This is a genomic window from Bacteroides finegoldii DSM 17565 (genome assembly GCF_000156195.1).
Classification (GTDB): domain Bacteria; phylum Bacteroidota; class Bacteroidia; order Bacteroidales; family Bacteroidaceae; genus Bacteroides; species Bacteroides finegoldii.
Genome location: NZ_GG688327.1, coordinates 752 through 17772 on the forward strand (window position 1 = coordinate 752; position 17021 = coordinate 17772).

General features: G+C 43.4%; 9 protein-coding genes and 1 pseudogene. 1 reads left to right on the forward strand and 9 read right to left on the reverse strand.

The features are described 5' to 3' along the window. Positions 1 to 211: 211 nt before the first annotated feature. From BACFIN_RS06505 to folP, 9 genes and pseudogenes are all read right to left on the reverse strand, one after another. The gene (locus BACFIN_RS06505; protein ID WP_007755471.1) at positions 212 to 1516 is read right to left on the reverse strand and encodes an alpha-l-rhamnosidase; all 1305 of its coding nucleotides are present in this window, start codon (positions 1514 to 1516) and stop codon (positions 212 to 214) included. A gap of 14 nt (positions 1517 to 1530) precedes the next feature. Further along, a complete protein-coding gene (locus BACFIN_RS06500) occupies positions 1531 to 2571 on the reverse strand; it encodes a glycoside hydrolase family 43 protein (protein WP_022276528.1) in 1041 nt (346 codons plus the stop codon). A 295-nt stretch (positions 2572 to 2866) separates the two neighbouring features. Next, positions 2867 to 4871 (reverse strand): annotated as a pseudogene (locus BACFIN_RS20890) (DUF2264 domain-containing protein). 1188 nt (positions 4872 to 6059) lie between these two features. Then, positions 6060 to 8009 carry a glycoside hydrolase family 97 protein gene (locus tag BACFIN_RS06495; protein ID WP_032839793.1) on the reverse strand — a complete coding sequence of 650 codons (1950 nt, stop codon included), beginning with the start codon at positions 8007 to 8009 and terminating at the stop codon, positions 6060 to 6062. Positions 8010 to 8045: 36 nt separating this feature from the next. Continuing rightward, on the reverse strand, positions 8046 to 10511 hold the full coding sequence (locus BACFIN_RS06490; RefSeq protein WP_007755500.1) for an alpha-L-arabinofuranosidase C-terminal domain-containing protein: 2466 nt from the start codon (positions 10509 to 10511) through the stop codon (positions 8046 to 8048). A 39-nt stretch (positions 10512 to 10550) separates the two neighbouring features. Further along, positions 10551 to 11522 (reverse strand): glycoside hydrolase family 43 protein, encoded by a 972-nt coding sequence (locus BACFIN_RS06485; RefSeq protein WP_007755502.1) that lies wholly within the window; start codon positions 11520 to 11522, stop codon positions 10551 to 10553. A gap of 10 nt (positions 11523 to 11532) precedes the next feature. After that, positions 11533 to 13872 (reverse strand): beta-galactosidase, encoded by a 2340-nt coding sequence (locus tag BACFIN_RS06480; protein WP_007755505.1) that lies wholly within the window; start codon positions 13870 to 13872, stop codon positions 11533 to 11535. Positions 13873 to 14009: 137 nt separating this feature from the next. Continuing rightward, on the reverse strand, positions 14010 to 14774 hold the full coding sequence (gene cdaA, locus BACFIN_RS06475; RefSeq protein ID WP_007755507.1) for a diadenylate cyclase CdaA: 765 nt from the start codon (positions 14772 to 14774) through the stop codon (positions 14010 to 14012). Next, the gene (gene folP / locus BACFIN_RS06470) at positions 14764 to 15627 is read right to left on the reverse strand and encodes a dihydropteroate synthase (protein WP_007755510.1); all 864 of its coding nucleotides are present in this window, start codon (positions 15625 to 15627) and stop codon (positions 14764 to 14766) included. The genes cdaA and folP overlap by 11 nt, the downstream gene beginning before the upstream one ends. Before the next feature lie 92 nt (positions 15628 to 15719). Between folP and BACFIN_RS06465 the strand changes: the two genes are divergently transcribed. Next, positions 15720 to 17018 (forward strand): UDP-N-acetylmuramoyl-tripeptide--D-alanyl-D-alanine ligase, encoded by a 1299-nt coding sequence (locus tag BACFIN_RS06465; RefSeq protein WP_007755512.1) that lies wholly within the window; start codon positions 15720 to 15722, stop codon positions 17016 to 17018. The last annotated feature ends 3 nt before the right edge of the window (positions 17019 to 17021 follow it).

Consider the following 17021-nt stretch of genomic DNA (forward strand, 5'->3'; position numbering starts at 1 on the left):
ATCTGACTAAAATAACAGGAAAAACAGGAGAGGTTTTAACTTCCCCTAAAAAAGACATGTACATAATGCATGGGTGGGAAGGAAAAAACAAGAATATGTAAACAATATTCTACAAAAAAGATAGAAGACTGGGAGAGTTGAACGAAAAAATCAAGAGAAAAGCTCACGTAAAGCAAAGCTTTTCTCTTGATTTTTTTAGAAAGAGGAACATTTACTGAATATCCCTATTTATATTCATATCTGTTTCTAATACATATACCATTTGAGGGTCAATTTCCGCTGTACGTTCACCATCTCCCTGACGGGTGTGTTGCACAAAGAGGTGAAGTTTCCGCTGTTTCTTCCAGAGCTCCGTATCATGGGACGGTTCCCAAGCATCCACGGAAAAGTCGGTCAAATCCGTTATCGTCCATTTACTAATGCCGACATCGGACGCATGCGCCATTGATACACGGCTTCCCCGTTCTTCGTCGCGGAAAATATAAAAAACTTCCCCACCCTCTACCACAATACGCGGACGGGCAATAGGTATCATTTTCGTACCGCCACCCTTCAAGGTAAAAGGTGTTTTGCGATCTGTGATCTGCCGTTGATGCCATACTTTCCCGTCATTCCAGACGATACGGTATTGGGGCACGTCACTGTCGGGATCCCGCCAATAAGTAGCTATATACGGATTTCCTTCTGCATCGGCACTCATACTTGTCTGATTAATCAACTCACAGTTTTGAGGCAAACGACAGGCATACTCTGCATTAGACAATTTGATAGGAAGTTCATATTGCTCTCCACTTGATTTATACCAAGTTACTCCATTATCAAACGAACGGGCATAACATATATCATGGTTTGTTTCCACATGCCAGCTTTCGCGCCACACCCACGAAAGATGGATGGTTCCTTTCTCATCGACATACATTTGCCAATAAGCATTCCGTTTATTTTCTCCGTCAATCAGTATATCCTGAATACGAGTCCATTTACGATCTTTCAACGAATAACGGTTCATCACCAAGTTACCACGACCGGAAGAACCGGAACGATAAACAAACAGTAGATCTCCTCCGGATAAAGAATAAAACTCCGGATAGGTTATATTTCCTTCGTCAACTCCGGTCATCGGTATTTTATCTCCCAGTTTCAGAGAACCGGGAGCAATACTCCGGCAATAATTCAGTTTATGTCCATGATGATCGAAAGACACGTGTATGTAACCCTCTCCGTCCACCATCATACTGATTACATTATGAGCATCCTTAACATTTCCCTGATATTGAGTGCGGTGTAAAGTCCATTGTTTCGAATCCAGTTTCCGTTTTCCAAGTATCAGATAGCCGTCGTTATCGTAATAACTGATATATTGTTCATCACCATGCGTCACCAGCGAGTTATTGCGAAAGACCGCAGTATTGACCGAAGTACAACTATATCCCTTTCCTACTTCCACCAAACGCTGGGAACAAGCCAGAGTAGGAACAAGTATTATTCCGCAAAGTAGTAGTAATATCCGTTTCATGCTTATCTTCTTTTTTATTTGTCAAAGATGGAAAGAGTCCATTTTTCATGCCAGGGAATTGTTATCTTTCCGTCTTTTACAAGTACAGGCAGCCATACATAGCGGGAGTCTTCCAAGTCTTTCTTTTTCCAGCGGTCGAACATAGCAATATATGCGTCCTTCTTTCCGATAACAGGCTGAACGTAAGTGCTCTGTGCGTAAAACGTTTTATCTGCATCCGGTCCCGTACAAGGATTACCGATCGTTTTCCACGTTCCCATAATAGAATCGGCCACTGCTATTTCGGCCACATTCGGATCCCAGCCTGTGCAACCGGAGCTTAACATATAGTATTTACCATTATATTTAAACACTGCTGGAGCTTCACGGGATTCTTTCACGAAATTACGTGTAAAGCGTCCGCTCGGTTTCAGATAGTCGTCAGTCAGCAGGCTGATATACATGGTTTCATTATTCTCGGAAGAATAGAATTGATAAGCACGACCGTCATCGTCCACAAAAACAGTCTGGTCACGGCTCATCGCATTGTTCGGACGGAAACTTCCCTGATAGACGAACGGCCCGACAGGAGAATCGGCAACTGCCACTCCAGCACAAGCCTTACTGTAATCAGCACTTTCCACATGTGCCCACATTACAAACTTACCGGTCTTCTTATTAAAGATAACTTTCGGACGTTCCAACACCTTGGAGGGATGCAGGTCATGATTCGGATCGTCTTTGACTGCCGGAAGCACAATTCCTTCAAATTTCCAATTCAGCAAGTCTTTAGAGGAGTAACAACCTACTCCGGTCACGTCTGTACGATAACATTCCCACGTAGCCCAGTCCGGCAAAATCGTTTTCCCTTTCTTGTATTCACCATACCAATAGTAAGTACCATTGTGATAAAGAAGTCCGCCACCATGGGCATTGATTGGATTTCCATCCGTATCATTCCACACTTGTCCGGGGATAAATGCCGTGTTCTTCTGTGCCTGCATTGATACAGGCAATAACAACGCGCAAACGACTCCTGATAATATACACTTGATTATTCTGCAATGTCTATTCATATTCATGATATTAAATAAGATTTCTTGTTTACAAAGATAGATGATACATTAAATATAAAGGTACACTTATGTGTCAAAAAAGGACTAAAAAACAATCATTCTCCGCTAAATGCACGATATTACAGAGCATTTGCACTTCGATTTCAGCTCTCATTTATCATATAATACGATAGGAATAGTGATTCCACCTATCAGTTCACTCTATAAAAAGAACTTACCCGATTTCAACGCAAAACGATTTTCTGGTCGAGCAGGTCATTTATATATACACATAAAATGCTTTTCTGATATTCCATTACTCAAACACGATATTTTTTATTTCTCCGCTTGCCAGACGAACGGTCACTTGTTTTTTATCCTCCGATACATTGACAGACTTCACCGGATTCAGTTCTTTTGAAGTAAAACTTCTCTTCCCGTCACCCTTTTTCCACAATTGAAGCGTCACATATATCTTCTCACCGGACAATCGATCGGAAACCATATTCAATGCACATTTAGTACTGACAGGATGTAATCCCTCCGGATATACCGTATATACTTTCTCCCAACCTGCCAATGGTATCATCACCAATTCATACTCTCCATTAGAAATCACCGGAATCTCCTTCTTATTCACCTTGCAATGTGTTTCCTTCAGTTCCGTGTTCAAGCGAGGCAATGAGTAATGCCCCAGACAAATCTCTGTCGGTTCCGAAACGGATACTTTATCCACCCGCAGAATTCCATCCGGTAGAGGAATATCCGCCAACTGATATTTCACGCAACTATCCGTTTCGAGCACAGCATCACGACGATAAATACCATTCTCGAAGCTTTTGAAAGTATACAGCCGCAACACTTCCCATTCTCCTTTCTTATTCTTTGTTCCATAATTCATGGAAATTTCTCCGTTCTTTCCGTCTGCCATCCAGGGGGAATTCCGTATGATAAGCCAATTTGTTATAGTTCTCCGTACTACGGAACTTCTGCCAGTCTTTTGCCACCGTCTCATGACACCATGAGCGCATTTCAGAGCCACCGCAATTCGGATAATTGGTTATCAACAAGTTTGTTGCCGGTTGGAACTTATTATACACCTTTCCTTTTTCCAGTTCTTTCTCCCAAGGACCGTTGTTTTCTGTAGCCGACCAATATTTGGAACTTTCCGGCAACAACAGACTAAGGAAAGCCTTTCCGCACCAATACACACTTCCCCGACAACTATAAATCTGAACAGCAGGAGCAAAAGGACCGTAAAAGCCCATAGTCGGAATACCCTCTTCCAGAAATTCAGGACTTTCCAAAAACTGCATCAACGTAGCAGAGGCAATTCTTCTCATCCATCCGTAATCTACATCACCGGTCGCGTCATATTCATATAAGGATAAAGGAGCGGTTGCAGCAAAACGATAGCAAATGCTTCTCCCCCACATATTCATTCGCCCGTCACGACTAAACATGAATGGATAATTGCCAACCATATCATGCTGGTTTTTCAAGAACTGTGCTGCGTATTGAGGATATTGTTTCTTTCCGAACATTTCCGCCCAGACAGGTCCGTAAGTCTGATAAGCCCATGCACTATAATAATCGTATGCCGGAGCATCATTGTACCAACCTTCCCCCCGGTATCGAGCCAGAAGTTTCTCCAGATTCGACTCCAGATAGCTGTCATTCACAACATATCCCTGGTCTTTCAGAAAACTCAAGATAAATACATTGAAAAACATCCAGTTGGAACCGATAGTAGGTCCTTCTCCATAACTCAACATGGTAGCAGCCAACGCATCTTTCTGTTCTTTTGTCAGAGGATTCCATAACACTTCCTGTGCCGCTTTCATAGAGATTGCCAACGAGCCCAGTTCCAGTAATGTCTGACTGGGTCCCCCCTTACGATGCGGAATAAAGCTCCGGCTTTCCGGATTAGATATATTTATCAGTTGATGGCGATAATAATCCGCCACCTTTATCCCGTTCATTTCCAGTTCGGGATTATCTTTCAAAAGGGGGGCAGCAACGAACAAGGTACGTGCAAGTCCTTCCAGTTTTGCTACCGGAATCTGCTCTTCATTTCGCGGATATGTCTTTTCCAGCTGTTTCGGGAAATACATCTGGTCGTCCAGTGTATGTATATAATCGAATGCGCCTTTTAACAGATATTCGCCCGCTTGAATCCAGTGTCGGCGTGTCATACCCGTATAAGGGCTTTTTTGATAGTCCGGTTGCCGGACAGTGAATATATTCTCTTGTGCAATAACGACAGAAATTCCTGCTGACAAAATTAAGAACGATAATAGTAACGCGAGTTTTGCTTTCATGGCAGCTATATGTTTATAATGTTAGACTCATCGCAAAAGTAAAGCTTTATAAACAGAACTCCGTCCAATAACCGTTCATTTAAATCCAATTTTAAGTCAAAATATCGTTTCTAGCATCAATTGAACGATAATCAGCCCCCTTTGACGGATATACATCCTTTTTTCCAGGAAAGACCATTTATCTTTGCAATACAACAATTAAACCAATACCTCAAACATGAAACATTTGCATTTCAAACTCTTCCTATTCAGTTTATGCCTCATCGGGGCAATACAAGTGATAGCACAAAATACAAAAAGTACAGAAAATAGTTAATCGATAGATTTCACCCAACACCTATTTTTCAATTTTACAGATACAGCCTTCACCTTTCACAATGCCCTGTTCATCGGCATTAGCGGGTGAAGGCTGTACTTTCACCCGTCTTTCACCCATCGGTTTCCTAATCCTATATGGCACTTCTCTATCTATGCTTCTGAAGACATACCTGACCTGCTTCCTTATCCATTACTAACTACCCTCTCTTTCATTAATAACAAACTCTCTTTTGATTATAGGTAAACTTCCTATTACCAGTATGCAAACTTACTTTTCATTAAATGCAATCTATAAATGAAAGTTGCGTTTATAAAAACAGAACTTGCAATTATATAAATGGAACTTGCATTTATAGTTTTCTTATAATGCAAAGAAAGTTTAGGTCCTATACAAAGGAAGTTTATCCCTTATAGAAAAGAAGTTTTCTTATAATAGTCTGGAAGCCATCTATTAATACTTCTCCTGCCAGCTATAGATAAAAGATTTAGCAGACTAGACAAGCTGTAAAAGCCAAGGTAGAAAGGTGAAAGGAAGGTGAAAACCAGCCCTTCACCCGCTAATGCCGATGAACAGGGCATTGTGAAAGGTGAAGGGTCTTTTCTTGAATATGATTATTTTAGTATACCAGCGTAAGGCAATGTCTGCAACCACAACTGAATGAACTATATCCACGAAACATTTCTCAAATATGGTTTCATTCAAAGAATAAAGAAATCAGTCTATATTGTTCGTATTCAAGCAATTATTCATAGCACAATTTGTGTAGCATAAAAAGTGCTAAATAAATTATGCTATAAATATTGATTCTATCAAACTTTTACCGAACAATCATTGCCACATGATCCCACAACAAACGGTAGAGATATCATCTATTTGTTTACCAATACAGCACCTCCCTGCGGAAGAATCTCCAACTGCACTTTACCGTTCTCTTTCACTTTTAACGGCACAAGCTGCGGTTCTCCTTTCTTATCATCCTTATACAGGGAAACTGTTTTTCCGGCAAACATTTCTAAATCCAGTTTCAACTTCAATGTTTCTTTTCCTGCATTAATGGCCGCCACATACCAAATGCCACCGTGACGACGTGCCAAGACTACATATTTCCCCGGATATCCGTCAATGAAACACGCCTCATCCCACGTGGTAGGAATCTTTTTCATATAGTCCATGCAAACAGGGGAAACATCTTTCAGGTTGTTGGGGGCAAGTGCAAAGTTCTGTACCGGATTCTGGAATAACACGGTAGTGGCTAATTGAAATATATCAGTAGTGCGACGCGTAGTTCCTCCGTCATTGTTGCGGTTCAGCCGTTTGTTCAGGAAACAACCGCCAAATTCCATGCTGCCCACTGCATTGCGAATAAACGGATGCAGACAAGCATTAAAAGCCTCTTTATCGCAGAAATGCTGGTTGAATACCATATTCTCGGATGCCAGTACGGCTTCACTACCTACATAATTCGGATACATGCGTTCCCATCCGCGAGGAATCGTACAACCGTGGAAGATCACCATCAGGCCGTGATCGTCGGCATCACTCAATATATCTTCATACAAGCGCATCGTCTCTTGCTTGTCGCCACCAAAGAAATCAACTTTGATACCTTTTACTCCGAGACTCTGCAACCATTTCATCTCACGCTTGCGGATAATGGCATTGTCCATGTGATTAACCGGCCCTTGCTCAATATCATTCCAATAACCGGAAGAGCTATACCATAAGAAGAGTTCCACACCTTTACTACGTGCGTATTCTACCAAAGACTTCATGCGATCGCGACCGATGTTCGTATCCCACCAGTTATCAATCAACGCATACTCATATCCCATTGCGGCAGCAAAATCAATATATCGCACCTGATCGTCATAGTTGATACTACCATCCTGCCAGAGAATCCAACTCCATGTGCCGCGTCCGAAGCGGTAGTCATATTTTGTTTCATAAAGAGGACGCACGACATCCCACGCAACAGTTGTTTCCACAATCGGTTTCAAAGTTTCGCCAACAGTTATGGTACGCCAGGGAGTAGCACCTGGAAGAGCGAACGCCGGAGCAGAAGTTCCGTTACCGTTATTTTCTTCTGCCATCGGGAAAGCAACTGTATACAGATTACCTTCGCTCACATCACTCAGGCGTGAGCCGCAATATCGACTGTCCACTCCTGTCTCGCTGACCAGCACCCAACCATCGTCACCGATACGGAACAGACAAGGAAATGTGTAACCATGCCCGTACTGTGAACGGTCACTCATCGGGGCATCTGCCTTGTATTCTTCCTCATAACTGGGTTTTGTACGCTTCCATCCTATCATAGCATCGCTTTGCGGACACAAGAAAGTAGTAGTCTGTTGCGGGAAACGAAAACCGGTTTCTTCGGCAGTCACCGTTACACTTCCTTTTCCATCCTGACGCGGCAGGGCATAACGAAAAGCTACATCATTGTTGCTGACACGAAAGACAACATCTATTTTCTGCCCTTTCGGATTCTCAAAATGACAGTTTAGTTCGTTTGCCTGATAAAGCACTTGTGAGGTTTTAATACGATCCTGATGGTAGACAGTATCGATGGGGGTGACCGTATGCCCTGTCAGTTTCATTCCTTTAGCAAAATCACCGATATTCGTGTTCATACCCAAAGGGGATTTCTCCAGCATGGTCTTCCCATTATAGGTAATGGAATAACTTGGCTTTTCGGCAGGGGAAGTAAAGACAACCAATTGCAGTTTTTCATCCGGTCCTTTCACGACTACGTCTTGTGCCATCAGCGAAGTCAGACAGCAACCAGCCACCAGTAGAGTGCTTATTATCTTCTTCATATTATTCATGTTATTATGTCCTTCATTTATTTCCTGTTATTTCTCATTTGCCTTTTTTATCCGGATCACCGTAAAAGAGTAGGCAGGCAATTGGCAATCAAACTTTTCTGCCACTTCCACTGTATCTTCAACAGGTAGCGGAGTATCTGCCGGTTTGCCGGTCAGTACGGTTCTCTTTGCAGAAGGCTGTATCACACCGATTCCGGAAAGGTCGACATGGGTATTCACCTCTACAGGAAGTAAGTTGACCAACTTCACTATTACATCTCCACTTGCCGAATCGCGGACAATGGAAGAAGCAAAACGTTTCTGCACTTTATCGTCTTTATTATCCAAAGTGATCTTCGACGGCAAATATTCGTTTCCGGCATTCTGTCCGTAGAGTTTCTGCACATAATATCCGGTGGTCGGTTTCACTTCCCGGTTATTGAAGTAAATCAAATCCGGATTCCATTGGGTATGTCCTTCTTTGGCGAGAAGAGGAGCATAGGAAGTCATGTGTACAACGTCTCCATTGCGTTCCAAGGCAGCAAGATAAAGAGCTTCCGTCAGTGCCGTTTCGATATTCGCTTTTCGTCCCGGGATATGAGTCGCATATTCGCCCAGATATACTTCTGTCTTTTTCGAACGGTCGTATTTATCATAAAAGTCCTGATTGTTCAGGAACCATCCCGGAGTCTGATAATAATGTTCGTCCACCATCGGCACACCCAGTTTGTCGGCCAGTTTCCATCCTTCTACGTAGTCTGTACCTTCATTGAACGGTCCTACTGTACCTACAACGATCATTTCCGGATATTTTTCCTTGATGGCATTAAATATCATTGTAAAACGTTCTTCGAAGATATCGGTGATGAGATCTTCATTTCCGATACCGATGTATTTCAAGTTGAAAGGTTTCGGATGGCCTGCTTCAGCACGTACCTTTCCCCACTTTGTCTTCTTAGCGTCACCGTTTGCCCATTCTATCAGATCAAGAATATCCTGAATATAAGCACCCATTTCGCTCATTGGGATACCGCCTTGCTGCCCGCCTCTCAAGTCACCGTGACAGGCAGAGTTCTGGCAAGGAACACCGGCAGCCAATACCGGAAGCGGTTCTGCGCCAATATCTTCGCAGAATTGGAAATATTCAAAATATCCCAGTCCCATGCTTTGATGATATCCCCAAAGGTTACGTTGTGCCTTTCTTGCTTCTAACGGACCGACTGTGTTTTTCCATTGATAGATATTCTTCAGACCATCACCATGAGCCACACAGCCACCGGGAAAACGGATGAAACGGGGATGAATGTCAGCCAACACTTGAGCCAGATCCTTGCGGAGTCCGTTCTTGCGTCCTTTAAATGTATGCTGCGGAAACAGGGAAATCATATCCAGATTCAATTCTCCAGCAGATTGGGGAATGATTTCGAGGCGAGTATCTGCGGTGGCTTTGGCAGTAATCACTGCTTTATACGTTTTCCATTGGCGGGAAAATACAGTCAGAGAAGTCTCTCCACATATATTTCCTTCTCCATCTACCAAACGAACCTGTAATTTGTTTGATTGCCCCTGCGGAACCCTCGCAAATATGGAAAAGTCATATTTCTCTCCGACATTCAGCGCGATACCATCAAAGCCTGTATTTTCTAACGCGGCTCCCGGTCGTTCTACATTCAATACGGCATAGTGCGGATTATTGGCATGAATAGGATCGGTAGTAGCAATAGTGAAAGTGGTTTTATCTCCTTTCAATGTCCAGGAATGAGTACTATTCCAGTTCTCATCCCCTTCCCTGTCTGAAGGGTCGTATTCGAAATCACGGTTCTGGATCAGCTCTGCATAGAGTCCTCCGTCTGCCGAATAATTAATATCTTCAAAGAAAGCGCCCAACAAAACATCGCTGATGGCTTTGGCACGTTCGGGCTGTACGGTGACCGTTGCATTTACAGGCTTCAAACCAGCAAAACGTTCTCCATCCTGCACCGGACGTTCTTCATGCAATGAGTTCCGATATTGATTCCAGCCATAATTCTTATTTAATCCATCTACCAAAGTCCACGCTACCCGGTTGATAGTTCCTTTCTGTTCCTCTCCGGCAACAACGGCTTTCACTCTTGTTCCGTCAAAATCGGAAGTAGTACGGGGATATTTCTGGCTGGTCCAGTTTATCAAGTCCTTAGAAGTGGCCTGACCGTATCCATCACGATCATTCAATTTCCAGGTACAAACCCATTCGCCAGCGGGCGACTGTTTCAAATAAGGGTTGAGCATTTTCTTCTGTGATCCCCAACGGCTATAATCACACCGGAGATATCCGTAGTTCCGGCCGACTTCAAACCAGTTTTCCTTATCCATGCTCCAGGCAAAACGAAGCCCGCTACGTCCGTCGTCTTCGGAAGTAGCAAAGGAAAAGAGATAAACCGAATCGGGGGTACTCGTCATTTCTTTGATTGCAGCTAAAGTGACTTGCTGAAATGACAAAAACAAGACAACTAAAAACAGGAATAATTTTCTCATGGTATATACATTTCATTAAGATTATCAACCTACCGAAGCTTAAAGACCTTCCGGCTTACCATACGCTTTGAACAAGCGTTTCAGCTCTTTTCCGGTAATGGGTATCACAGTACCGTGACGCGGATGGAAGTCCATACTCACAGCATGGTCTATTACTTTAAAGTTTTCGAGGTCGATACTTTCCGTAAACTGGTATTTACCTTTCATATATACATCGTACATCAGGATATATTTGTCCGTCCCTATCAAAGGGAAAATACCCGAACCTTCTACGGCTTCTTTGGTCTGTTGTTTATAATCATCCGATTCCTTCCACTGTCCGGAAGTCAAAGAAGGAGTGGTCGCCTTTTTGATTCCATTTCCATTGCCTTCCGTTTTATAGAACAGATGGTAAAGTCCGTTTTTATAAATAATATCCCCGTCGATACATGACTTTCCGTTTGCCGGTAGAAACAGAGGTTTCGGTTCACCTTCTATATCCGTAAAATCCTTGTTGGCATACGCATAATAAATGATATCCGCACCGTTGCCATGTTTCATTGACCAATATATCATATATTTCCCGGCTTCTTTATCATAAACCGTCTGCGGTGCCCATACCCGTTTCAGATTCTCTTGATTGGGATACTTCTTTTGGATGTTTACAACATTAGAAGTCCAGTGAACCAAGTCCTTCGATTTCAACAACACCATGGCACGGTTAGAATCCCATCCGTTTCCACATACCATATCGGTAACGACCATATAGAAAGTCTTTCCATCTTCAGAACGAAGGATGTGAGGATCACGTACTCCACCTGTTGAACTAATCACACGGGAATCAAGTACCGGCTGATTCCCGTTCAAGGCTTTATAATTGTATCCGTCAAGGCTGACAGCCATCCGGACGGCTTCTTCACTCATACGATTGCCTGTAAAATAAACAAACAGATAAGCGGATTGCTGGCTGTAGCCGGTCAGCACTCCTATGAAAAGGAGTGCCAAGAGGGTGATATATTTCTTCATATTCATTTGATATTCTCTAATAGTTGAAATCCACAGGTCTTACATATACACGATATTCACGAATCATACCCGGATAGTTCTTTTCGGCACGGGGCAGATAGCGGAAACCGGTTACCGTTTCCACTTTACTCAAGTCGATCACTAAATGATGAGGATAGGCAACATTGTCTACTGTCATCCAGAAAGTCGACTCCTGCAGGTCGAATATCTTGTCGGCCGTACGGTTACCGCTACGTGTTTCCTCACTGTCGGCATAACGGATCTTCCAGTGCTCGCGGGGCACAGGTTTACCGTCGGCTCCCAATACATCAAACTCCGCCACCGCTGCGATATTATCGTTCGCTTGCGGAGAAAGTGCTTCCAGACAGAAATAGCGTCCTTTCACCGGAGTATCAAATCGTACTTCCTGCCAGCCGTTACCTGGAGTGAAAGCTCCTTCGCATACTGCTTTCTCACCTGTAAGTTTCAGCTTCTCGCCATCCTTACGGTGTGTTTCGGGTGCTTTTTCACGAAGCACATCGAGAATTGGCTTCTTCAAACCCTTGATAGAAGCTTTGGCAGGACCTTTCAAATCAAGGACGAGAATCTCATTCTCTCCTTTTTTCAGCCAGCAACCCGGCATAAAGAGTGTTTGTTGCGGACCGATTTCCCAAAAACGTCCCATCGCATGACCGTTCACCCAAACCATACCTTTACCCCATGTACTCATATCCAGGAAAGTATCTCCTACTTTGTCCAATTTAAAAGTACCTTTATAATAGGCTGGCATAGTTGGCAACTGTTTGGTTTCATTATATTTCTTATCTTTAATAAAGGAATAATCTACCGGGAAGTTATACACTGTCCAGTTTTTCAATTCCTTTGTCTGATTTCCTGAAATAAGTTCCACCTTTTCTGTGATTCCTTTGCGGTCGTGAATGGATTTGTCAAAGTTGACACGCCCCATCGCTTCTATGAGAATATCCAGTTGCGTACCTTTCTTTAATATAGGCAGCGTTGTTGTGAACTCTCCCTTACGACGATCCAGACGCGCCAACAGCTTACCATCGGCATAAACCTGCGCCCAGTCATGTACCTCCGTAATCTTGAGGACCGTACCGACAGCAACAGCCTCCGGCAAGGTTGTACGATACAGAATCGTTCCCCATCCCTGATTAAACTGTTCCATCGGTTGGATATCCGTTGAATGTTTCGCTTCCGGCAAATTAGAGAAGAGCGGAGCCACTTTCGTAAAATGGAATTCAGGAATCTCTATTACGGGCAGAGCGGCAGGAACTTCCGGCAATGCAGCACCTGCAGGAAGATAGTTCTTCAATAAATCACGAAGCAAGAAATACTTCTCGGTAGTCCATCCCGCCTCACTGATAGGAGCATCATAATCGTATGAGCTGCACATGGCGGAATAAGCCGGGTTGTTCGCACCTCCCCAATGTCCGAAAGTCGTTCCTCCGTGAGTCATATACAGACTGAAAGAGATGTTCCGGTCGAGCATATCCTTAATGCCCTGCACCATATCTTTCGCAGGACGTGTCTCATGTTTCCGTCCCCAATGGTCGAACCATCCGCTCCAAAATTCACTACACATCAACGGAGTTTCGGGGCGAAGCTCTTTCAATTTCTTAAATTGCTGGTCGATATTGGCTCCCGTACCGAAATTCACAGTCCAGATCAAATCGTCGAGTGCATTATTCGTGAAGTTACTGCTCCAGTCACATTGGAACAAAGGCACATCGGTAAAGCCAGACTCACGCACTAAATCACGGACGGCAGATACATATGGTTTGTTGATTCCATAAGAACCATATTCATTCTCTACCTGAACCATTATGATATTTCCACCTTTATTTACCTGCAACGGAGCCAGCTGCTTGCCCACTTCTTTCATAAAGATACCGACCCGTTCCATATAATAAGGATCGAGTGTACGCAAAGCTATATCCCTCTTCTTCAGCAACCACCAGGGAAGCCCTCCCATCTCCCATTCCGCACAGACATACGGACCGGGACGGACAATGACATACATACCATGTTTCTGTGCCGCACGACAGAAAGCAGCAATGTCATTCTGCCCGGTAAAGTCGAATTTACCTTCTTCCTGTTCATGGATATTCCAGAAAATATAAATACAAATCGTATTCATTCCCAACGCTTTGCACATCTCTATACGGTGTTCCCAATAAGCTTGCGGGATACGGGTATAATGCAACTCGGCAGCCTTCACTACAAATGGTTTTCCGTCCAGCAGAAAAGTGTTCTTGCCTGCCTCAAACTTACGGGCAGTAGTTTGTGCCTGTGCACTACTAACGAAAAAAGTAACTGTAAAAAGTACCAGTAACGCAATTAATCTGTTTTTCATGGTTTATTCAAAAATAGAATTTTAATAGTATACGGCAAAGGTAGGCGATTCACCTAAAAGAAAAGGCATAATTATCATTCAAAAAGGGGTGGAAATAAAGCAAAAATAGCCTACTAGCAGCCTACTAGCAATCAAATTCAATTTTCTTTCGTCAACAGACTTTCCAGTTCCTCCGCATTCAAGCGAAGATAGAACTGTCCGCGATAAGCTACGGAGATAGCTCCGGTCTCTTCGGAAACAATGATAGCATGGGCATCCGACTGCTGGGAGATTCCCATAGCCGCACGGTGACGCAAACCAAGTTCTTTCGGAATATTCAAATCATGGGAAACCGGCAGAATACATCCCGCCGCTTCAATACGCTTTTTACTGATAACCATCGCCCCGTCATGCAATGGACTATTCTTGAAGAAGATATTTTCAATCAGCCGTTGGTTGATTGCCGCATCAATCACCTCCCCTGTACGGACTATCTCATCTAAAGGAGTATTATGCTCAATCACAATCAATGCGCCGACTTTCTGTTTGCCCATACTCAGACAAGCCATTACAACAGGCATAATATCATCATGCTTCAACGATTCCTTCTTCGAGCCGTTAAACAACCGTGACAATGCACTGACATGGCGATGAGAGCCTAAAGTCAACAAGAAGCGACGTATCTCATCCTGAAAAAGAACAATCAAAGCTATCACACCGACACTCATCAACGTGTCAAAGATAGAGCCAAGCAGTTTCATCTCCAACACCTGGGTCACCACCAGCCAAATCAAGATAAAAACAAGAATACCGGTAAAAACCTTAATGGAACCGGAAGCTTTCATCAGTTTGTACGTGTAATACAACAGAAATGCGACCAGCAGGACATCTATAAAATCTTTTATTCCAATATCAAAAAACATGGCTCTCCTTTTTTATTTTTTCAACGATCCGAACTGTTTCCACAGCTTCACGCACATCATGTACACGCAAAATATGCACTCCTTTCATTAACGCCACAGTATCCAATATGGTTGTCCCGTTCAATGAGTCTTGCGGAGTTCCTCCTAACAGTTTATAAATCATAGATTTGCGGGAAACTCCCACTAGTACCGGAAGTTCAAAGATGTGGAACTCCTCCAGATGTGCCATCAGTTCATAATTATGCTCCAGTGTCTTACCGAACCCGAATCCCGGATCGAGGATGATATCCTTCACTCCCAAATCACGAAGTTGCTGCACTTTACGGGCAAAATACAAGAAAACTTCCTTTATCAGATTCTCATAATGAGGTTCTTTCTGCATACTTTGCGGAGTTCCCTGCATATGCATCATAATATAAGGTACTCCCAATTCGGCTACTGTTGCAAACATCCTGTCATCCATCTCACCGGCTGCTATATCATTGATAATAGCAACTCCGTATTCCTTCACACAGCGTTCTGCCACCTCCGCCCGAAATGTATCTACGGAAATGATAGCCTCCGGATGATTCCGGTTCAGGATTTCCAACCCGGTACGAAGTCGGCGCATCTCTTCTTCAGCAGAGATATGTTCGGCATTCGGACGCGAAGAATAAGCGCCTATATCAATAATAGAAGCGCCCTCATCCAGAATCTGCCGGGCACGGGCGGCTATTTCTTCTTCAGTCTGCATCCGGCTACCGGAATAAAAAGAATCGGGAGTTACATTCAGAATCCCCATTACTTGCGGCGTAGCGAGGTCAAGCAACCGCCCTTTTACATTTATATAAATAGGAGACATTGGCTTTATCATTGATCGTATTCCTTTTAGATTGTTGCAAATGTAGAGAAATAATCCGAAAGAATAACCTATCTTTGCAGCGTTTTTAAATAAAAGATCAGGTTATGAAACTTTCTGCTCTTTACCAGATTTTCCTGGAATGCCAATCAGTAACTACTGATAGCCGGAACTGCCCGGACGGTTCTTTGTTTATCGCCTTGAAAGGTGAGTCGTTCAACGGTAATGCATTTGCCAAGTTTGCATTGAACTCCGGATGCGCGTATGCAATTATTGATGAAGGCGAATATGCCGTAGAAGGCGACCAACGCTATATACTTGTGGACAATTGTCTGCAAACAATGCAGCAACTTGCCAACTACCATCGTCGCCAACTCGGTACCAAAGTAATCGGTATTACCGGAACAAACGGAAAAACGACTACAAAGGAATTGATATCTACCGTACTTAGTCAGGCACATAACGTACTCTATACGCTAGGAAATCTGAACAATCATATCGGCGTGCCGACTACTCTGCTCCGTCTAAAACCGGAGCACGACCTCGCTGTGATTGAGATGGGAGCCAATCATCCGGGAGAAATCAAGTTTCTCTGCGAAATAGCAGAACCTGATTACGGCATCATAACGAATGTGGGCAAAGCCCATCTGGAAGGCTTCGGCTCGTTTGAAGGAGTCATCAAAACCAAAGGAGAGCTATACGATTTCCTTCGCAAGAAAGAAAATTCTACCATCTTCATCCACCACGATAATCCCTATCTGATGAATATGTCCGAAGAGCTAGACCGGATTTATTACGGAACCCAAGATGGCCTGTATATCAATGGACGTATCACCGATAATTCACCTTATCTGGCTTTCGAATGGAAAGCGGGAAACGGGAACGAAATCCACCGGATACAGACACAGCTAATCGGAGAATATAATTTCCCCAATGCTTTAGCCGCCATAACTATCGGACATTTTTTTGGAGTAGAAATGCAAAAGATCGATGAGGCCCTAGCCGGATATACTCCACAAAACAACCGTTCGCAGCTCAAACAGACAACAGACAATACGTTGATTATCGATGCATACAATGCCAATCCGACTAGTATGATGGCTGCCCTGCAGAACTTCCGCAATATGGCAGTTCCCCACAAAATGCTACTACTGGGAGATATGCGCGAACTAGGTGCTGAAAGCAACATCGAACACCAGAAAATTGTGAATTACATTAAAGATAGTAACTTCGAGCAAGTATGGCTCGTTGGAGAACAGTTTGCAGCAACACAGCATAACTTCAAGACCTACGCAAACGTACAGGAAGTTATCAAGGAACTGGAAACCCAAAAGCCCAAAGGCTATACGATTCTCATCAAAGGTTCCAACGGAATCAAACTAAGTTCAACGGTAGAACATTTGTAAAAT

Bases quoted from the DNA above. Each gene is read 5' to 3' on its own strand.
- BACFIN_RS06500 (WP_022276528.1), bottom strand. From the start codon at position 2,571: ATGAATAGACATTGCAGAATAATCAAGTGTATATTATCAGGAGTCGTT.
- cdaA (WP_007755507.1), bottom strand. From the start codon at position 14,774: ATGTTTTTTGATATTGGAATAAAAGATTTTATAGATGTCCTGCTGGTC.
- BACFIN_RS06465 (WP_007755512.1), top strand. From the start codon at position 15,720: ATGAAACTTTCTGCTCTTTACCAGATTTTCCTGGAATGCCAATCAGTA.
- BACFIN_RS06505 (WP_007755471.1), bottom strand. From the start codon at position 1,516: ATGAAACGGATATTACTACTACTTTGCGGAATAATACTTGTTCCTACT.
- BACFIN_RS06490 (WP_007755500.1), bottom strand. From the start codon at position 10,511: ATGAGAAAATTATTCCTGTTTTTAGTTGTCTTGTTTTTGTCATTTCAG.
- BACFIN_RS06495 (WP_032839793.1), bottom strand. From the start codon at position 8,009: ATGAAGAAGATAATAAGCACTCTACTGGTGGCTGGTTGCTGTCTGACT.
- folP (WP_007755510.1), bottom strand. From the start codon at position 15,627: ATGATAAAGCCAATGTCTCCTATTTATATAAATGTAAAAGGGCGGTTG.
- BACFIN_RS06485 (WP_007755502.1), bottom strand. From the start codon at position 11,522: ATGAATATGAAGAAATATATCACCCTCTTGGCACTCCTTTTCATAGGA.
- BACFIN_RS06480 (WP_007755505.1), bottom strand. From the start codon at position 13,872: ATGAAAAACAGATTAATTGCGTTACTGGTACTTTTTACAGTTACTTTT.